The sequence below is a fragment of the Roseibium album genome, assembly GCF_001404515.1.
In the GTDB taxonomy this organism is placed as follows: Bacteria; Pseudomonadota; Alphaproteobacteria; order Rhizobiales; family Stappiaceae; genus Roseibium; species Roseibium album.
The window spans coordinates 94,167-112,367 of record NZ_CXWE01000012.1 but is presented as its reverse complement, the minus strand read 5'-3'; the positions used below and the strand labels follow the sequence as shown (position 1 = coordinate 112,367).

General features: G+C 56.2%; 12 protein-coding genes, 1 tRNA gene and 1 riboswitch. Of the genes, 4 read left to right on the top strand and 9 right to left on the bottom strand.

Annotation, left to right across the window (positions count from 1 at the left end; translation table 11 throughout):
* Positions 1 to 2: 2 nt before the first annotated feature.
* From cobO to cobU, 4 genes are all read right to left on the bottom strand, one after another.
* Positions 3 to 641, bottom strand: coding sequence for a cob(I)yrinic acid a,c-diamide adenosyltransferase (cobO, locus tag LA5095_RS29025; RefSeq protein ID WP_055391454.1), 639 nt, complete (start codon positions 639 to 641; stop codon positions 3 to 5).
* Positions 638 to 4,396, bottom strand: a complete 3,759-nt coding sequence (gene cobN, locus LA5095_RS29020; RefSeq protein ID WP_055391453.1) for a cobaltochelatase subunit CobN — start codon at positions 4,394 to 4,396, stop codon at positions 638 to 640. The genes cobO and cobN overlap by 4 nt, the downstream gene beginning before the upstream one ends.
* 78 nt (positions 4,397 to 4,474) lie before the next feature.
* Positions 4,475 to 5,572 carry a cobalamin biosynthesis protein CobW gene (gene cobW / locus LA5095_RS29015; RefSeq protein ID WP_055391452.1) on the bottom strand — a complete coding sequence of 366 codons (1,098 nt, stop codon included), beginning with the start codon at positions 5,570 to 5,572 and terminating at the stop codon, positions 4,475 to 4,477.
* Entirely contained in the window at positions 5,569 to 6,120 is a 552-nt protein-coding gene (gene cobU, locus LA5095_RS29010) for a bifunctional adenosylcobinamide kinase/adenosylcobinamide-phosphate guanylyltransferase (protein WP_055391482.1), read from the bottom strand. The genes cobW and cobU overlap by 4 nt, the downstream gene beginning before the upstream one ends.
* A 33-nt stretch (positions 6,121 to 6,153) precedes the next feature.
* Positions 6,154 to 6,367, bottom strand: a riboswitch (cobalamin riboswitch).
* 326 nt (positions 6,368 to 6,693) lie between these two features.
* On the opposite strand from cobU, the gene LA5095_RS29005 reads away from it, so the two are divergent.
* Positions 6,694 to 6,769: transfer RNA gene (locus LA5095_RS29005), tRNA-Asn, on the top strand.
* Between the two features lie 123 nt (positions 6,770 to 6,892).
* Here the strand turns inward: LA5095_RS29005 and LA5095_RS29000 are convergent.
* Positions 6,893 to 8,455: an ABC transporter substrate-binding protein gene (locus LA5095_RS29000; protein WP_055391481.1), complete on the bottom strand. Its 1,563-nt coding sequence runs from the start codon at positions 8,453 to 8,455 to the stop codon at positions 6,893 to 6,895.
* A 263-nt stretch (positions 8,456 to 8,718) separates the two neighbouring features.
* Here LA5095_RS29000 and LA5095_RS28995 point away from each other — a divergent pair, with 263 nt between their 5' ends.
* A complete protein-coding gene (locus LA5095_RS28995) occupies positions 8,719 to 9,723 on the top strand; it encodes a LysR family transcriptional regulator (RefSeq protein ID WP_208992908.1) in 1,005 nt (334 codons plus the stop codon).
* Between the two features lie 41 nt (positions 9,724 to 9,764).
* On the opposite strand, the gene LA5095_RS28990 is transcribed toward LA5095_RS28995, so the two are convergent.
* Positions 9,765 to 11,282 carry a trimethylamine methyltransferase family protein gene (locus tag LA5095_RS28990; protein ID WP_055391451.1) on the bottom strand — a complete coding sequence of 506 codons (1,518 nt, stop codon included), beginning with the start codon at positions 11,280 to 11,282 and terminating at the stop codon, positions 9,765 to 9,767.
* A 187-nt stretch (positions 11,283 to 11,469) separates the two neighbouring features.
* Here LA5095_RS28990 and LA5095_RS28985 point away from each other — a divergent pair, with 187 nt between their 5' ends.
* Entirely contained in the window at positions 11,470 to 13,905 is a 2,436-nt protein-coding gene (locus LA5095_RS28985; RefSeq protein ID WP_055121290.1) for a GcvT family protein, read from the top strand.
* Positions 13,906 to 13,960: 55 nt separating this feature from the next.
* Here the strand turns inward: LA5095_RS28985 and nagA are convergent, their stop codons facing one another.
* Genes nagA through LA5095_RS28970 form a run of 3 tightly spaced genes read right to left on the bottom strand, consistent with a single transcriptional unit; the run spans position 13,961 to position 16,921 of the window.
* Positions 13,961 to 15,118, bottom strand: coding sequence for an N-acetylglucosamine-6-phosphate deacetylase (gene nagA / locus LA5095_RS28980; protein ID WP_055121289.1), 1,158 nt, complete (start codon positions 15,116 to 15,118; stop codon positions 13,961 to 13,963).
* Positions 15,115 to 16,155 (bottom strand): SIS domain-containing protein, encoded by a 1,041-nt coding sequence (locus tag LA5095_RS28975; protein WP_055121288.1) that lies wholly within the window; start codon positions 16,153 to 16,155, stop codon positions 15,115 to 15,117. Before LA5095_RS28975 ends, nagA begins: the two co-directional genes overlap by 4 nt.
* A 4-nt stretch (positions 16,156 to 16,159) precedes the next feature.
* On the bottom strand, positions 16,160 to 16,921 hold the full coding sequence (locus tag LA5095_RS28970; RefSeq protein ID WP_082442993.1) for a GntR family transcriptional regulator: 762 nt from the start codon (positions 16,919 to 16,921) through the stop codon (positions 16,160 to 16,162).
* Positions 16,922 to 17,118: 197 nt separating this feature from the next.
* On the opposite strand from LA5095_RS28970, the gene LA5095_RS28965 reads away from it, so the two are divergent.
* A complete protein-coding gene (locus LA5095_RS28965; protein WP_055121287.1) occupies positions 17,119 to 18,000 on the top strand; it encodes an N-acetylmuramic acid 6-phosphate etherase in 882 nt (293 codons plus the stop codon).
* Positions 18,001 to 18,201 lie beyond the last annotated feature (201 nt).

Here is an 18,201-nt window from a genome sequence, read left to right as displayed (position 1 = left end):
CCTTAAAATTCGATGCCTTCCTGTGGTTTCACGCCGGACCGGAACGGGTGTTTCACCTGGGTCATGTCAGTGACGAGATCGGCGATCTCGATCAGTTCGTCCTTTGCATTGCGGCCCGTGATGACAACATGGACATCGTTAGGCTTTTCGTTTTTCAGGAAGTCGACCACGTCGGCGATATCAATGTAGTCGTAGCGCAAGACGATATTGAGTTCGTCACACAAGATCAGGCGGTAATCACCGGACAGGATCATCTCCTTGGCAGCTTCCCAGGCCTGTTCGGCAGCTTCGATATCCCGCTGCCGGTCCTGCGTTTCCCAGGTAAACCCTTCACCCATACGTTTTATGGTCACAAGGTCCGAAAACCGGTCCAGGGCCATGCGCTCACCCGTCTCGATCCGTCCCTTGACAAACTGGACAACGCCTACCTTGTGACCGTGACCGAGAGAACGGAACACCATTCCGAAGCCGGCAGTGGATTTGCCCTTTCCCTTGCCCGTATGAACGATCAGCAGCCCCTTTTCGATGGTCTTGGTCGCCATGATCTTGTCGCGCGCCGCCTTTTTCTTGCGCATCTTTTCCGCGTGACGGGCGTTCAGTTCTTCTTCGGTCAGTTCCGGCTTTTCGTTATCGGCTGTCACGGCGCAGGGTTCCCTTCGAGTGTTGATTTCAAGTCCTTCAGCGCAGAATGGGTCGAATTGCGCCTTGGCGTCCAGAGACCTCGGTCAATTGCCTCCTGAAACCGGGCGAGCATTTCGGCATATCCGGCCGGATTGACGTCATTCAGAAAATCGCGAACCTCTTCGGCTTCTATATAGGCTGCATAAAGCTGGTCGAAATGATGGTCTTTGACCGCCCGGGTTGTTGCGGAAAATGCAAAAAGATAGTCAAGCGTTGCGACCATCTCGAATGCGCCCTTGTAACCATGGCGCATGACGCCCCTAATCCACTTCGGATTGGCGGCGCGTCCGCGCACGACCCGGCCGATTTCTTCGGAGAGAGAGCGCACGACCGGACGTTCCGGGCGTGAATGATCATTGTGATAGACCTTTGGAGCATCGCCTTTCAGCGTTTCAACCGTCGCGGCAAGTCCACCCTCAAACTGGTAATAGTCGTCGCTGTCGAGAAGGTCATGTTCACGATTGTCCTGATTGTGCAGAACGGCATCGACAGAGGCCAGACGGGTTTCCAGTTCATTGCGCGCTCCTTCGCCCAATACGCCCCCGCCATAGGCGTATCCTCCCCAGGTCAGGAAAGTATCGGCAAAGTCTCTTTTCTCCTGCCAGATCCCTTCATCGACAAGGGCCTGGAGCCCGGCTCCGTATGCACCCGGTTTTGAGCCGAAGACACGGTACCCGGCGCGTATCGCTGCCTCGTCGGCGCTCAGGCCTTCCGTCTCCAATCTTCTTCTTTCAGACCGCATCCGAGCCGCAACAGGATTCGCGTCAGCGGGTTCTTCAAGAGCTCCGACAGCCCGTGCTGCGCTGTCGAACAGGTCCATCTGGTGGGGAAACGCGTCACGGAAAAACCCGGATACCCTTAAAGTGACGTCAATACGCGGTCGCCCGAGGTCCGAGAGTTTCAGGATTTCAAATCCGGTCACCCTGCCGGATCCCTGTTCCCAAACCGGCTGCGCGCCGATAAGCGCCATCGCCTGGGCGATATCGTCGCCACCCGTGCGCATGTTGGCAGTGCCCCAGCAGGTCAGGACCAGTGATTGCGGCCACTCGCCTTCCTCCTGGAAAAAGCGCTCAGCTACAAGATCCGCCGATTGCCTGCCTAGCCGCCATGCGGTTTCAGTCGGGACGGCACGAACGTCGACAGAATAAAAGTTTCTGCCTGTAGGCAGGACGTCAGGGCGCCCGCGCGATGGTGCGCCGGACGGGCCGGGTTCGACAAAACCTCCGCTCAGCGCTGTCAATACGGCGTGCGTTTCAGCTGGTCCCGACGTCATCACCGAGGGTCGAAGTGAACCTTCGATATCGCCCAGGACTGCCCTTGTTTCCAGCCATGCTTCTTTCGCGATCACGCTGCCTGCGATCAGGTCACGGCACAACAGCTCGATCCGTTCGACCGTGTCTCCGTTGGAGCGCCAGGGTGCGCTGGAGACATCCTTGAGAACTTCGGGTTTCGCCCCGGTCCAGGTGTCTGAAAAGTCACAATCGAGCGGGTCAAAACCGTGCAAGGACAGATCACGCGCGACGGCACGCTGCAAGCTGTCCTGATGGGCATCCTTGCCGCGCGGCACGCGGGCGAGTGCAGCAAGAAGATCGGTAAGCTGATCGCAAACGGGACTTTGGCCAAGAATGTGCAGTCCATCCCGGATCTGGAGTTCCTTCAGGTCGCAAAGATGCGCGTCGAGCCGAGCAAGGCGTGTGTCCTCATCCATCGTGTCGTCAATGCCGATGTCCTGGTCGAGACCATGACGTGTGGCCGCATCGAGAATGTCGCTGGTCAGTGCTTTCAGACGCCTCGGGTCGACGCCGCTGGCGAGATAATACTCATCCAGCAACGTTTCCAGCTCTTCTGCCACGCCGTGACTTTCGGCCCGCGTCAACGGCGGCGTAAGGTGATCGACAATGACAGCGGAGGTTCTCCGCTTTGCCTGCGCGCCCTCGCCCGGATCGTTTACGATAAAGGGGTAGATATTGGGAACAGGTCCGAGCACAGCTTCCGGATAGCAATTCTCCGACAGGGCAAGTGCTTTTCCCGGCAACCATTCCAGATTGCCATGCTTGCCGAGATGAACTATTGCATCGACGCTGAAACTCTGTCGCAGCCAGATGTAAAAAGCGAAATAGTGGTGCGGCGGAACAAGATCCGGATCGTGATAGGTTTCCTTCGGGTCGATATTGTAACCGCGTGCGGGCTGGATACCGACGATCTGATTGCCGAAGCGATGAAGTGCCAGCCTGAATTTCCCGTCGACAAGGTGCGGGTCCTCCTCCGGAGCTCCCCAACGACCGGTCACGGCTGTTTTCAGCTTGTCCGGCAACCTGCTGTATGAACGCTGGTAGTCGACAAGGGAAAGTTCCTCGAAATACACGCGTTCCCTTCGCCCGGGCAACGCATTGGTGACGCCGGATGTAAGAATGTCCAGAAGACCGGCAGAACTTTCCGGAGCGTGGCCGATGTCATATCCCGCAGCGCGCATTGCAGCCAGCAGCGACACACAGGAAGCCGGGGTATCGAGGCCGACTCCATTGGCAAGACGGCCATCCTTGTTCGGATAATTCGCCAGGATCAGTGCTGTCTTTTTTTCGCTTTCCGGGATTCTTCCAAGCCTTGCCCAGTTGGCCGCCAGGTCCGATACGAATCGGATCCGGTCCGGCACCGGCGTGAAGCGAACGGGAGTTGACTGGGTGGCTTCATCAAAAACGCCTTCTTCCTTGAAGGAAACCGCGCGGGACAGAATGCGTCCGTCGATTTCGGGCAGAACCACATGCATCGCCAGATCACGGATCGACAGGCCCTGATCACTTTCCTCCCAGCCCTCCTTCGAAGACGAGGAGAACACCACCTGCAATACCGGCTTGTTGATCCTGTCCAGGGGTGTCGGCTGATGTGTTCTTCCTGCCTTGGAGACCGCAAACGCCGTGCCGTTCAGGATGACGTCCGGCTTTGCTCCGGCTAGGAGGCTTTCCAGGATCGCAACGGATTCCGCTTCCTTCAAACTGGAAACAAAGATCGGCAACGCGTTGATGCCGGCCTGGTCGAGTACCTCGACCAGCGAATCGACAGGCGCTGTCTGCGCGCCCTGGACCAGCGCCCGATAGAAGGTGATTGCTGCGACCGGTCTGGACTTTTCTGTCCAGGTGGCCATTAGCGTATCCAGGTCGGCTGCCGGTTGGCCTTTCTGATAGATCCCTGCACGGGGTAGCGGTACCGGTTGCGCAGGCTCGTCCCCCGAGCCGATCAGAGAGGCAGCAAAACGTAGCGCGTTGGCATAGTTTCCCGCACCGCCTTCAACACAGTAGCGCCAGAAACGGTGCACTTCCGCCTTCGTCCGGGTCGATCTTGCCGTCAGCGCCTCGTCCCATTTGTCGTCGCCCGGGACAACAATGAGATCGAGGTCATACGCCCGAACTTCCTCTTCGAAACGCTCGATCCCGTATCGCCAGTATTCAATGCCCCCCAGAATGCGCAGGATGACCAACCTTGACCCTCGAACGGTCTGTTCCGCATAAAGGTCCACCGAATAGGGGTGCGACAACGCCATGAGGTTGGCCAGTCTCAGGCTCGCGCTGTCGGTCCCCAGCGCAGAATGTGCGGCAGAAAAACTGCCCAATTCCGTGTCAGCTGCAGACAGGAACAGGATGTCGGCCGGTGCCTGCCCCAGATCGACAGCGTCACCGCCGTCGTCAATTCTTCGCGTCTGGCTGGCGAGAATGTGCATCAGGTCGTGTCTTCTTCTTGCTGTTTCCCGACGGGGAGTTTCCCGAGCAGGACCAATTCCCTGGAAAGTTCGCCGAAATCAGGCGGCAGCCCTTAGGGTGCCAAGCAATGCGCTCACAGCTTCAAGATCGAAACCCTTGAGACCGATCACGACCAATCTGCCGGAACTCTCGGCGCCAGCCGCAAACCAGGTCTCCACGCGTGGGCCAACAGCCTGAACCATGGCCGGCGCCGATTTGCCTTCTATCCGAATCGCACCCTTGATCCGAAGCACACCTTTAAGTGCCATTGCTTCAAGAACCTTCGTTTCGGCTGTTTTCAGTGCGTCGAAGGCGGGAACCTCAAGAACGTGGCTCTCGAAATCGTCATGATGGTGGTGATCATGATGGTTATGGTGGTCATCATGATCTTCGTGGTCATCATCGTGATGATGATGGTGATGCTCGTGCCGCGCCGCCATATCATCTTCAGCCGCGGACTGGCGGCCGAGCAATACCTCGATCGGCAGCGTGCCATTTTCCGAGGAGACGATGTGAACAGCCGGGCGGATCTCTGCCTGAATGCCGCTTTCGACCGACTTCAATGTGTCTGCTGCCACAAGATCCGCCTTGTTGAGAACAACAAGGTCGGCGCAACGCAATTGGTCTTGAAACAGTTCCTCAACCGGACTTTCGTGATCCAGCGCCTCGTCCGCGGCGCGCTGTGCCTCCAGGGCTTCCTCATCGAGTGCGATCCTGCCCTCCGCCAGGGCCGCAGCGTCAAGAACAGTTACCACGCCGTCGACCGTCACCCTGGTCTTGACACTTGGCCACGAGAACGCCCGCACGAGCGGCTGGGGGAGTGCCAGACCGGACGTTTCGATGACAATATGCTCTGGTGGTGTTTCCCGGGAAAGCAGCATTTCCATGGTTGGCAGGAAGTCGTCGGCAACCGTACAGCAGATACAGCCGTTGGTGAGTTCCACCACTTCCTCGGCAGCACAATCCGGGTCGGCACAGCCATTGACCAGGGATCCGTCAAAGCCCATGTCGCCAAACTCGTTGACAATCAAGGCAATTCTCTTGCCGTTGGCGTTTTGCAGGAGATTGCGGATCAGCGTCGTTTTTCCGGCGCCCAGAAACCCGGTGACAATCGTTGCCGGAATTTTCTGACCCGGCTGCAGGTTCTGTGTCGTCATGGTGTGATTTCCAATTGCGTGTGGGGTTTCATCAGCAAGGGCAGACCGGCAGCCACAAAGACGACCTGGTTGCAAGCGTCAGCGATATCCTGATTGAGTCGTCCCTGCGCATCGCGGAACGACCTTGAAAGACTGTTCTCCGGCACGATCCCCATGCCGACTTCGTTTGATACGAAAATACAGGCACCTCGCACCTGCCTGATTGCGGCACAGAGTTTTGCGGCGTGGGCCGGAATATCCCTGTCGGCGAACGTCATATTGGAAAGCCAGAGCGTCAGGCAGTCCACCAGCAGCACCCGCCCGGGACGGCACTCGGACAAAAGCAGGTTTTCAATGTCGAGCTGCTCTTCAATCGTGATCCAGCTGTCGCCACGCTGTTGCCGATGCGCGGCAATCCGGTCCGCCATTTCATCATCATACGCTGCACCGGTTGCAACGTAGACCCTTTCCAGACCGGAATTTATGGCAAGGCGTTCGGCGAAACGGCTCTTGCCGGAACGGGCACCGCCGAAGACAAGCGTGGACCTTGATCCTGAACTTTCGCTCACATCTTTCTCCCCGCTGTCCACCCGACAGCGCCAAGGGTTGCACAATTGACGGCCGGTCTCCTGGCTCACGGCTGGTTGCCTCCTGCACCCCTTCCCGGTCTTCCCTGACCAGTGGTTTTCGTGCAGTCGCTCGCCGTTTACAGTTGCGGGGGCAGCTCCGGATTGGCGTCAGACGCAGACACCGGATTCCCGTTTCATCCGGATCAGGCCATTTGCCGTCACCGAAACCGTCGAAATCCTTCCTAAACACATATTCAGCCGGAGACAAGCACCGGAATCGATCTTCAGAAAAGGTCTCGGCAACGGCGGCAGGCGCCGAACCCACGCCTTCCAGGCGCAGGCCCCTCGCGGAAAGACGGTTTGAAGCCGGTAAACGAGCTCAGTGGTTTGAACAGTTTTCCAAAGTCCAGGTTATCATTAACGCCCTGTTATCCTTGCAATTTTCCACTCCAGAAACAAAAAAATGATGACAGGGTGAAAAAAACACGCGCGGGGGCTTGGCAAACGGATCAAGCCTTTGATATACGCATCTCCATCGACGGGATCGGTTTCGCACCGGCCCCGACGTGGTGATCCCCAGTAGCTCAGTTGGTAGAGCAAGCGACTGTTAATCGCTGGGTCGCTGGTTCGAGTCCGGCCTGGGGAGCCATTTTTTCCAAAACAATTTCGAGTTCGCGCGTGCCGGCAGCAACATATGATGCCGTCTGAATGAGCGTAGAGCGTCTGACAAGCGAAGTGGCAAGGTCGGGTGAACCGCCCTCACCAATTTGCTTCAGACAAACGACCAGCGTTCCATCCAGCGTTCACCGTCCATGTCCCAGTTGGAGGCCATGGCCTCGCTGACAACCACGTCCTTTGCCGTTGCAAAGACATAGTTGGCGAACATCGGAACGATCGCGCCGCCATCCTCGTTCAGGACAGACTGCATTTCATAGTACATCGTCCGTCGCTTGTCGGTGTTCAACTCGGCACGAGCAGCGACCAGAAGATCGTTGAATTTCGCGTTGTCCCAGAATGTGTCGTTCCACGCTGCACCTGAGGCATAGGCGGTCGTGAACATGGCATCTTCAACCGGACGACCACCCCAATAGACCGCCGAAAACGGGTCTTTCATCCAGACATCCGACCAGTAGCCATCATTCGGCACCCTGTTGATGTCGAGAGTTATCCCCGCTGCGCCTGCCGATTGCTGGTAAAGGACCGCGGCATCCACGGCTCCGGGAAATGCGGCATCCGCCGCCGAAAGCGATACTGACAAGCCGTCAAGTCCGGATTCCTTCAGATGGAACCTTGCCTTGTCCGGATCATAGGTTCTTTGTTCAAGTTCGCTGTTGAAGAATTGCTGACCTTGTCCGATCGGATGATCGTTTCCGACGGCGCCGTAGCCGAAGAGGATCTTGTCGACCAGTTCCTGGCGGTTGATGGCGTGTTTCAACGCAAGCCGCACATTCTTATCGGTGTAGGGATCCTTGTTTGTGGACATGGCGAAGGTGTAGTGCTGATTGCCGGCTACCGAGTGGATGGTCAGTTCCGGCCGGCGCCCCATCAGGCCAACGGTCTTCAGATCCAGCTTGTCGATTACATGAACGTCCCCGGAAATCAGGGCCGTTGTCCGCGCATTCAGGTCAACAATGGCAAGCAACTCGACACCGTCAAAGAAACCACGTTCGCTGTCCCAGTCATTGTCAAAGCGCGTCAGCGTTGCGGAAACACCCGGATCGAAATCGGTCAGCTTGTAGGGACCCGCACCATCTTGCGAGCGCCAGTCAATGGATCCATTTCCGGCCGGCAGGATGGCCAGGTGATAATCGGTAAATGTAAACGGGAAATCGGCGCTCCCGGCAGACAGTGCAAAGACAATCGTGTGCCCGTCAATCGAGATGTCCTCAATCGAGCCAAGCAACGGTTTGGCTGCAGATGTCGAAGCTTCTCCGCGGTGAAAGTCGATCGAAGCCACGACATCTTCGGGCGTTATCGACTTTCCTGAATGGAAGGTGACACCCGGGCGTAACTTGAATCGCCAGATTTTCGCTTCGGAGTCAGCCTCCCAGCTTTCGGCAAGCTGCGGCTCCACCGAACCGTCCGCGGCAACACCCGTCAGATACCCGTTGAAACCATAGGCCAGGGCGATCATGAACCCGTTTTCCCAGGTTCCGGGATCAAGCGTGTCGGTGGTTTGTCCGTGTCCCTTGGCGACACGAATGACGCCGCCACGTTTCGGGGCGGCCACCGCCGAACGCGGGAAAACGCTGCTCGCCAAAACAGTGGCAGCGCCTGTTGTCTGTAAAAAAGTGCGGCGATTCATCGATCCTGCCGCTTTCAGCCCCTCGTTCATTTGCTTCCTCCCGTCTTGAGACTTTCCGTGTTGGTACCCGCTTGTTGGTTTTTGCTTGCGTATGTCGACAAGGATCAGCCGGGACAATGAAAACCACTCGATCAAAACCACTTGGGCAATCTTTGTCTTGCACCTGGCTCGCGCCGATCAAAGTCCGCAATTTCGCTGTTCGATGACTACGCTTCCACACATTTTCCCGCAGAAACAGGAGCAACTCGATTTTGTGAAAAAATTGCATTATTACTTCGAAAAGATAGAATTACATGATCGACTTTTACAGGCGCAGGGCAGCAATGCTTCAACAAACGGATATCAGGGATCTGAGTCTCAAGGGTCTGGAGTTGTTCCAGTTGTGTGCCCACAGAGGATCACTTCAGGCTGTTGCCACCGAAACCGGCCTGTCAGCCAGCACCGTCTCACATCATCTTCGCAGTCTGGAGGAAGCGCTGCGCGCTGATCTATTCGATCATTCCCGGCGCCCTCTCATCCTGACACCAACAGGCAAGATATTTCTTCGCAATATCGACAATGCGCTGCACGAACTTCGAAAAGCGAGAGCGGAAGCTGCAGCCGGGAACATGTCGGAAGCAAGGTATCTGCGCCTCGGGACGATTGAGGACTTTGACAGCGACATTATTCCCTCGCTTGCCGTTTCCCTTTTCGGAACGATGCCGAACTGCGACTTTCTCTATCACACGGATTCCAGCCACATGATTGTGCAGATGTTGCGCAATCGCCAATTGGATATCGGCATCGCGGCATCGCCGACAGAAAGGACACGGGATTTCATTGACCGGCCCTTGATGCGCGATCCCTTTGTTCTCGTTGTTCCAAAAAACACGGGACGGACACCGAAAGAGATCGTGGGTGGCGGTGCAAATCTCCCGTTCCTAAGGTTTTCAGGCAATCTGTTCATCGCCAGGCAGATCGAAGCCCAGTTGCGCAGGATGGAAATTTCACCTCCACACAGGTTCGAATGCGGAAACAACCAGACACTTCTGGCCATGGTCGCAGCCGGCACGGGCTGGACCATCACGACACCCCTGTTGTTTTCAAGAGCCCGTCGTTTTCAGTCCGATGTCGAAATGCATCGTTTTCCCGGCAAGGGCTTCGCGCGAACGCTCGCAATTCTGGCGAATGCAGACTGCTCACGATCAGTCTTGGATCTTGTGGACACGGCAATAAGGACCCTGATCCAGGATGCCGTTGTCGAACCTCTTCACGGATCAAATCCATGGCTAAAAGAAGACTTTAAAATTATTGAATAATTATTTGTTTTTGTTTGTAATACTGGTATTCCGATTGCCATTTACAAAATCTTGAACCGGGCTCGTATTTGCTCGTCTTGCTTTGGTGTCAGGTAGGTTGGATGGTGGTCTTTGAGAATATCTGCGGCGCGCTGGCGTGCGCGGTTCCACGCATCCTGTGCTCCGTTCCGGGCCCAGGTCCTCGGTTCGTCCCTGTCGGCAAGTGACGGATAAAAATAGTCCCGCTCCATAGCTTGATAGGTATTCTGCCCACCCAGAAAGTGTCCTTCTCCCAGCACGGCATCACGAATGGCCTCAAATGCCAGGGTCTCGGGTGACACCTCAATTCCGCGCAACGCCCGATAGGTCAGCGAGTGCATTTCATCATCGAGAACAAATGCCTCGAAGCTGGCGCCGAGCAATGACGCAGTCATGCCCGAACTTTCATAGATCAGATTTCCACCCGCCAGGGCCGCCGCCAGGCTGGTAATGCCCTTTTCAACACCGGCTTGCGCATCGATGGCCTTGGCATCGGTCATTGACGATGCAACGCCGGATGGCAGACCCAACCAGTTGGTCAGTTGCGCGGAAGCCGCATTGAGGACGGCCGTTTCTCCGCCGCCGCCGGAAAACGCCCCGGTCCGGAGATCGATGACCAGCGGCCAGTTTGAGAAAATCATCGGAAAACCGGGCTGAATCGCGTGCACCATCACAAGACTTGCCAGGGTTTCCGCCAGCGACTGTGCGAGAAACCCGGCAAGAGTGGCTGGCGCGGTTGCGCCCGCCTGAGCGGCCGTAATGCATGACATTGGAATGTTGTGCCTGATGCATTCGTAAACCACGCCAACGGCGTCCTCACCATAGCGCAACGGTGAAATCACCGGACTGATATGCGCTTTGAGGAACGGCCGCTCGGCGAATTTTCCCGGACCACCGGCAGCGATATCCAGCATTTCAACGATTGGCGCCACGTGCTCGGGAATCGTGAAGGACGTGGCGACCGGCTTTGTCGTGTTCTTGAGAAGAGCATAAACCGTGTTGACGTCGAGGTCGTAGTTGTCGGCTACATCCGTTGCAACGCAGCACCGTGTAAACCAGCTGACATTCTGCAAAACATCCTGAACCCTCGTGAAATCATGCAGGTCTTCAAGCGTGGAAGGGCGATACACACCGCTTTGCATGTCAAGCGTCTGAACGGCGGCTCCACCGGTACCGAAATATACTCTATTTCCGCCGACAACGATCGAACGGGTCTCATCGCGACCGTGAAACGTAAAGGTCTTGGCAGCTTGAGAGATTGCCTCTTCGACAAGTTCCTTCGGAAAACTCAGGCGACTTTCCAGACATTCCGTTGCACCGGCGGCCAGGAGATCGCCTTTGAGACGATCCGGGATTTCACCAAGCCCCAGTCTTTCAAGCAGTTCGAGTGCAGTTTCATAAATCTGCCGGAGTTCTCCTTCCTGAAGCGGTTTGTACTGCCCACCGGTCTGGCCGGGTGGACACGGATCAACCAGGGGCTTGGCAGCGCGCATTGCCAATCGTTCCTTGCGCCCTCCCCGTTTTACCCGGCCTTTTGCCATATCCAGTCCTCCAGGTTGAGTTGACATGGATATCATTGAGATCGTTGGCGACTTGCAACCGAATTAGACTTAATTCTGTTTTTTAGGTTCAATGATTTGATTTTTTCTAATTTATCTCAAACCGTGTTGTGACAAGCAGTCATCTTGGGCTCTATGCCGGTATATTGTGGATCCGGAGTCTCACTTCATGAAATCGCGTACCAAGGTTGTCGTCATCGGAGGCGGCATCGCCGGTTGTTCAACACTCTTCCATCTGACACGCGAAGGCTGGAGCGATGTTGTTCTGGTCGAACGCAATGAGCTCACGAGCGGAACAACCTGGCATTCTGCCGCCCAGGTAACCAATTTCGGCATGAACCAGACGATGGTGGGACTGAAAACCCACTCCATCCGGCTCTACAAGGGACTCGCGGAAGATCCGGAATATCCCATCAACTATCATCACGGTGATGGTGGGATACGGCTTGCCAACACGGATGCGCAAATGCAGGGCTACCGTCATTTTGCCTCCATGGCCCGGGGGATGGATGTCGAATTTGAAGTGATTGATGCTGAGGAATGCGCACGCCGTCATCCCCTGGTATCAACCAGCAATCTGTTGGGTGGATTGTGGGACCCGCTTGACGGTGACATTGATCCAGCTCAGTTGTGTCAGGCCCTTGCCTACCATGCCCGAAAGGCCGGCGCGCAGATCTACCGGAACACTCCCGTCACGGAATTGACCCAGCATCGGGACGACACCTGGACCGTTCACACGGAACATGGAAACATTGATTGCGACATCGTCGTCAATGCAGGTGGGTACAGGGTCAACGAAGTCGGAGCGATGATGGATGTGCACCATCCCGTCGCGTCCATGGAGCATCAGTATTTCCTCACGGAAGACATTGCGGAGATCGTTCAGGCAGGTCACCGGATGCCACTGCTCCGATGCCCGATCAGCGACTATTACTGCCGGCAGGAAAAGAATGGACTGCTGATCGGATTTTATGAACAGGGATGCAAAACGTGGGGGATGGACGGCATCGATCCGAATTTTGTCAATGCCCTGTGTCCGGATGACCTGGATCGCATAACAGACGTTCTGCAAGGCGCGTTCGACCGCATGCCGGCACTTTTGGAAACCGGTATACGCTCAGTTATAAACGGTCCGATCACATATACGATCGACGGCGCGCCGCTCGTTGGCCAGATACCGGGCAAACGAAACGCCTTTTGCATCATTGGATTGCGCGCCGGTCTTGGAGAGGGGGGCGGTCACGGCTGGCTGCTTGCGCAACAGATCGTCCACGGCGAGGCCTGCTACGACACGTGGTGCCTGGACCCGCGCAGGTTTACCGGCCACACCAATGTCGAACTTACATCGCTAAAGGCAATCGAAGACTACCAGAACGAATTTCGCTTTCACTTTCCACACGAACACAGACCGGCCGGCCGGCCCGCCAAGACAACGCCGCTTACTCCCGTTATGGCAGCTGAGGGAGCGGAATTTACCGTCGTCAATGGCTGGGAGCGCGTCGACTACATAAAACCGCGCGCCGATTTTCATCCGTCCCTGACCTTCAATTTCGATGAGGCGTTCGAAGTGGTTGGACGGGAAGTCGAAAACGTTCGGAACAATGTCGGTCTTTGCGAGGTAAACGGATTCAACCGTTTCGAAATCACCGGTGCTGACCGGCATGCATTTCTTGACCGGTTGGTTTGCGGGACCGTTTCCAAACGAGAGGGCCGCGTCGGCCTTGCCTACCTGCTCAATCACCAGGGCAGGATAAAAAGCGAAGCGACAATCGCCAATTTACCGCAATCCGACAGAGGGCAAGCGCGTATCTGGTACGGGTCGGCAGCGGCGAGCGAATTTCATGATATGGACTGGCTGACCCAGCATCTTCGCAAAGACGAAGACGTTCAGGTCAGGAGCCTCACCAACGAACAGACAATCCTGGTTCTTGCCGGACCGAACGCCCGCAAGGTCCTGTCGGCCTGTGCAAGGGGCGACTGGTCGAACCACGCTTTTCCCTGGCTGAGCGTTCGCGAGTGTTTTATCGGCTATTCACCTGCAACCGTCATGGCTGTGAGTTTTTCTGGCGAGCTTGCGTATGAAATTCATGTTCCAAATTCATCGCTCTACGCAGCTTATCTTGCGGTTCGAAAAGCAGGAGAACCTTTCGGGTTGTCGCTGTTCGGCGCGCGTGCCGTAGAGGCCATGCGCATGGAAAAGGGTTTTTTCCACTGGAAGGCGGACCTGCTGACTGAGTTCGATCCCTACGAAACCGGGTTGGACCGGTTCGTGAAAATGTCCAAGAGCGACTTTGTTGGAAAAGCCGCCTTGCAGGACCTGATCAACAGAGGTCCTGTCAGGAAAATGGTGACACTGAAACTGGACACCGCACACGCTCCTGCTCACGGAGGTGCCTCACTCATGCTGGACAATACCGTGGTTGGCACCGTCACGTCCGGGGACTGGGGGCACAGGGTCGGTCTGAACCTCGCCTATGCCTTTGTCGAGCCGGAACTCTCGACGCCGGGGACGACCATGCAGCTCGATTTGTGCGGCGACCCAATAGAGGCCACTGTCATACAGCCATCGCCCTATGATCCGGACCATATGCGCATGCGAGGCTGAAACGGATCATCGTCCGCTCATTGGAACTTGATTTCTCAGCTTTGCGGATACCGCTTCAGGACGGCATTTCAAGAGCTTTGCCTGCAAGCCAGACCCGTTCAACCGAGAAGTCCTTACCCAGAAGGACAAGATCAGCCGCCTTGCCTTCCTGCAACCTGCCCAAAGGCTGACCGATGACGTCCGCTGGAATGCTCGTGGCCATCTTCAGGGCCGTCTGCGGATCAAGCCCGACTTGTTCAACCAGGAAACGAACCGATGCAGGCATGTCTATATCAGCGCCGGCGAGCGTGCCGTCGGCAAGTGTCAGTGTTCCGTTTCGCCGGAAAATCTCACGCCCGCCGAGCGTGAAGGATGTGACATCCGTTCCTGTTTGCGACATTGCGTCGGTCACCAGAAACAACCGGCCTGGTCCTGTCTTGGATTTCAGTGCCACCTTGATTGCCACAGGGTCAACATGCACACCATCAGCAATCAGACCCGCGTTCAGGTCACCAAGATCGAGCGCGGCACCAACGAGTCCCGGTTCGCGATGCTGCAACGGGCTCATGGCATTGAACAGGTGCGTAACGCAGTTTGCCCCCGCTTCCGCGATCTGTCTGCAGGCTCTGTAGGAAGCGCCGCTATGGCCGAGACTCACATGAATGCCGGCTTCCGACATGTCCTTGACCTGGTTCTCTGTGACCGTTTCAGGGGCAATCGTAACCATCAGACTTGGAAGAGTTCGCGCCGCAGAAATGTAAAGCTCCAAGTCCTCGGCCGTCATCGGTCTGATCAAATCAGCGTCGTGCGCGCCCTTCCGACCGGCAAAAAGATGCGGACCTTCAAGATGCAGGCCGTGAAAACCGGGAACGCGCGCGGACCATGCCTGGATCGCCAATTCGACGACCTTGCGGGTCGTTTGAGCCGTATCCGTGATCAGCGTGGGTGTCAGCGCCGTTGTTCCAAGCGGTAAATGTGCGGCACAGATCTGCTCAATATCTTCGAGCGTTTCGGCATCGCCAAGCATTAGGCCGCCGCCGCCGTTTACCTGCAGATCAACAAAACCTGCCGAAAGGATACCCTCACCTGCGTTTTCGGGTTTGTAGCCATTCGGTACTTCGGACCGCCCGCAAATTCCGGTAACTTTGCCATCTGCAACAAGAACAGCTGCGTCCTGCCGAAGGGACTCCCCATCAAAGACTTCGCGGCAGATATGTGCGGTGGCGTCCGTCATACGGTCTGGGTTACTTTTTTCAGGTGTTTGGGGACATCCGGGTTGAACCCTCGCTCGCGCGCGAACCATTCTATGAAGGCATAGAATGAAACAATCTGCGTAATTGCGTCGGTCAACGGATGGCCCGCTGCCTCGAACTCAAGACGGTTTGCACGTTTGACCTTGTCCGTTGTCGCAAAAACGACTCCGCCCTGGGTAGCCATGCGGTCGGCAGCCTCCGCCAATCCGTCCTCTGCGGCATCCCTGACACCGAGCACCAGAACCGGGTAGTCATCTTCGACAATCGAAACCGGTCCATGCATGACTTCGGCAGATGAATAAGCTTCTGCGTGGATCTGACAGGTTTCCTTGAATTTGAGCGCCGCTTCATTTGCGACGGCAAGGCCCGGGCCGCGTCCGATCACATAAAGCGAGCCCCGCTTTTCGATCGGGTCCGCCAGCGCGTCCCAGTCCTTGCCGATCGCATTTTCAAAATGATCTGGCACTTCTGCAAGAGCTTTCAAAAGCTCATTGTCACCGCCGATTTCCGCCAAAAGCAGAAGGCCCGCAAGTACGGAATTGACGTATGTCTTGGTAGCGGCAACGCTCTTTTCAGGTCCCGCACAAATATCAATTGCTGATGAAGAGATGCGTGCGAGCGGGCTGTCAGCCGTGTTGGTCAGCCCGACCGACACGGCGCCCTGTTTCGTGGCCGATTCCACAACAGACAATATGTCGGGACTGGCCCCGGACTGGGATATTGATATGACGAGCGCCTGAGCGAGTTGAACATTGCCACCATAAACGGAAGAAACCGAGGGTCCGAGAGATGCCATAGCAAGACCCAGATAAATCTCCGAAGCGTATTTCAGAAAGCTGGCGGCATGGTCGGAGGATCCGCGAGCAACGCTTGCCAGAAAGACAGGTGACCCTGCTTTCGACGCGATCTCGCGTATTTTGGGATGGGCTTCTTTCAGGAGCCGGCGAGCAGCGTCCGGTATTTCCTCGATCTCCCGGCGCATGTGCGTCCGATCGATCTGCGACGTGGTGTCTGACATGGACCTAATTTTCCGCGATTTGAAGTTCGGCGATGAAATCGTAAGCGTCTCCGCGATAGACAGACCGCGTAAACTCAACGACTTGCCCGGAGGCGTGATAGGAGACGCGCTCAATCTTGAGCCCGGCGGACCCAATGGGAACGCCTAGGATTTCGGCATCCGAGTGTTCCAGATTTCTCGCCGAAATACGTTGTATGGCGCGAACCGGTTGCATTCCCGATGTTCGCAAAACGGCATATAGCGACGTTGAAACCAATTCCGGATGAGGCAATACCTTCTCCGACAAGGACGCACGCTCGATTGCCATCGGCGTCATGTCCGCTTTGCGCAATCGGTCGACGCGCGCAACGCGCTGACCGGACGTCAATCCGAGCGTAAAGATTTCTTCCGGCGATGCGGGAAAGAGCCCTCGCCGCAGCCATTCGCTGCTCGCCTCCATTCCCCTTCTCGCCATATCCTCGCTGAACGACGTCAGACTGGAGAGACGCTGTTCAACCTTCTGCACTTTTGGCGCAACGAAAGAACCGCTCCCCCGTTTTTGAACGACGACCTGATCTTCGACGAGGCCTGCGACGGCCTTACGAACTGTGACGCGGGAAAGTTCGGTGATAGCTGCAATTTCACGCTCGGATGGAAGTGGCTCATTTTCTTTCAGCACACCATCGTCAATCGCCTGAAGAATGCGCCGACGCAGCAGCAGATATCTCGGCCCGCTTGACCCGGCAAGCCAATCGCCGTTTTCCAGCATTGAGATGAATTCTGTCATGGAAAGTGGCGCCTCGGCTTAAAAAATAATACCTTTCAGATACCAATTTAAACTCTATCGAAACCGAAAATCAAGTGTTAAAAGAATTTGGTCCATTCAGACATCGTCTGTAACTGAACCCTTCATTTGAACGAAACGCATGAGCTGGCCGTGTCCGGTTCGTGGCGTAAACTCCAGATTTCCCGAGTTTCCGGAACATGAAACTGCCGACAACAGAAGACCGTGACCCCCAATCGATCGGACTATCGCAAAAAACAGACGCCGAGGTTCTATCCCTTCTTCTGGAGCGGCAGGTCGAAGCACTGAAGGCCGCAGCAGATGCCATTCCGCAAATCACGCAAGCCGCGGCGGCCCTGCAACGCGCTGCGGCAGCACAAAACAAGATTGGGTATGCGGGTGCCGGAAGCGCTGGCCTGACCGCGCTTGCAGATTGCCTCGAACTCCCGGGCACGTTCGGATTTCCGCCAGATCGAATGCGAATTCTTTATGCCGGTGGCGCAAAGAATCTCTTGCACCTGGAAGGTACCCATGAAGACGATCAGCAAGCCGGTTCCAACGACTTCGAAGAAGCAGGGCTAGGCAAGGACGATATCCTGATCGGCGTGTCGGCAAGTGGGTCGACCGCCTATACGCTTGGTGTAATCAAGGCAGCGCGAGCTGCGGGAACACACACGATCGGGATTGCCAACAATCCGGACACTCCGATCCTGAATGAAGCAGACCATCCGATCCTTTTGAAAACGCCGCCCGAGATCATTGCCGGTTCGACCCGTCTGGGGGCAGCCAGTGCGCAAAAGGTCGCTCTCAACATGATCTCGACTCTTGTCGCCTTGCGGCTCGGACACGCAGTCCGCGGGCACATGGTCAATCTCGTGGCGGACAATGATAAACTGCGCCAGCGCGCACAACGGATACTGCAGGACCTTACGGATTGCAGTCCTGAACAAGCAGCAGACGCGCTGGAAAAAGCAAACGGCCGCGTGAAAGTCGCCGTCCTGATGCTGAGCGAGGGCCTCGACGTAAGTGGCGCGGAAAACGCACTTGTTCTGAACAACGGAAACCTGCGACCTTTTCTCTGACTACACCATTTGAGTAAGAGAGTGACCAACGCTCCGTGCTGTCAGCGGTCGATAACCAGTTCGAGGACGAGGACGCTTCAAGTCGTTTTTCAGTTGTCAAACAGCTGCGCCAACAGGTGACCTTGCTTAAGCACGCACATTTTCGGGTTTACTAGTCCTGTAATTGGTTGCATATTGGTATTATAATTGGCTGAAATTGTC

Excerpts from the sequence above, each read along its gene's own strand:
- cobN (WP_055391453.1), bottom strand. The coding sequence starts at position 4,396 with ATGCACATTCTCGCCAGCCAGACGCGAAGAATTGACGACGGCGGTGAC.
- cobW (WP_055391452.1), bottom strand. The coding sequence starts at position 5,572 with ATGACGACACAGAACCTGCAGCCGGGTCAGAAAATTCCGGCAACGATT.
- LA5095_RS29000 (WP_055391481.1), bottom strand. The coding sequence starts at position 8,455 with ATGAACGAGGGGCTGAAAGCGGCAGGATCGATGAATCGCCGCACTTTT.
- LA5095_RS28995 (WP_208992908.1), top strand. The coding sequence starts at position 8,719 with ATGATCGACTTTTACAGGCGCAGGGCAGCAATGCTTCAACAAACGGAT.
- LA5095_RS28990 (WP_055391451.1), bottom strand. The coding sequence starts at position 11,282 with ATGGCAAAAGGCCGGGTAAAACGGGGAGGGCGCAAGGAACGATTGGCA.
- LA5095_RS28985 (WP_055121290.1), top strand. The coding sequence starts at position 11,470 with ATGAAATCGCGTACCAAGGTTGTCGTCATCGGAGGCGGCATCGCCGGT.
- nagA (WP_055121289.1), bottom strand. The coding sequence starts at position 15,118 with ATGACGGACGCCACCGCACATATCTGCCGCGAAGTCTTTGATGGGGAG.
- LA5095_RS28975 (WP_055121288.1), bottom strand. The coding sequence starts at position 16,155 with ATGTCAGACACCACGTCGCAGATCGATCGGACGCACATGCGCCGGGAG.
- LA5095_RS28970 (WP_082442993.1), bottom strand. The coding sequence starts at position 16,921 with ATGACAGAATTCATCTCAATGCTGGAAAACGGCGATTGGCTTGCCGGG.
- LA5095_RS28965 (WP_055121287.1), top strand. The coding sequence starts at position 17,119 with ATGAAACTGCCGACAACAGAAGACCGTGACCCCCAATCGATCGGACTA.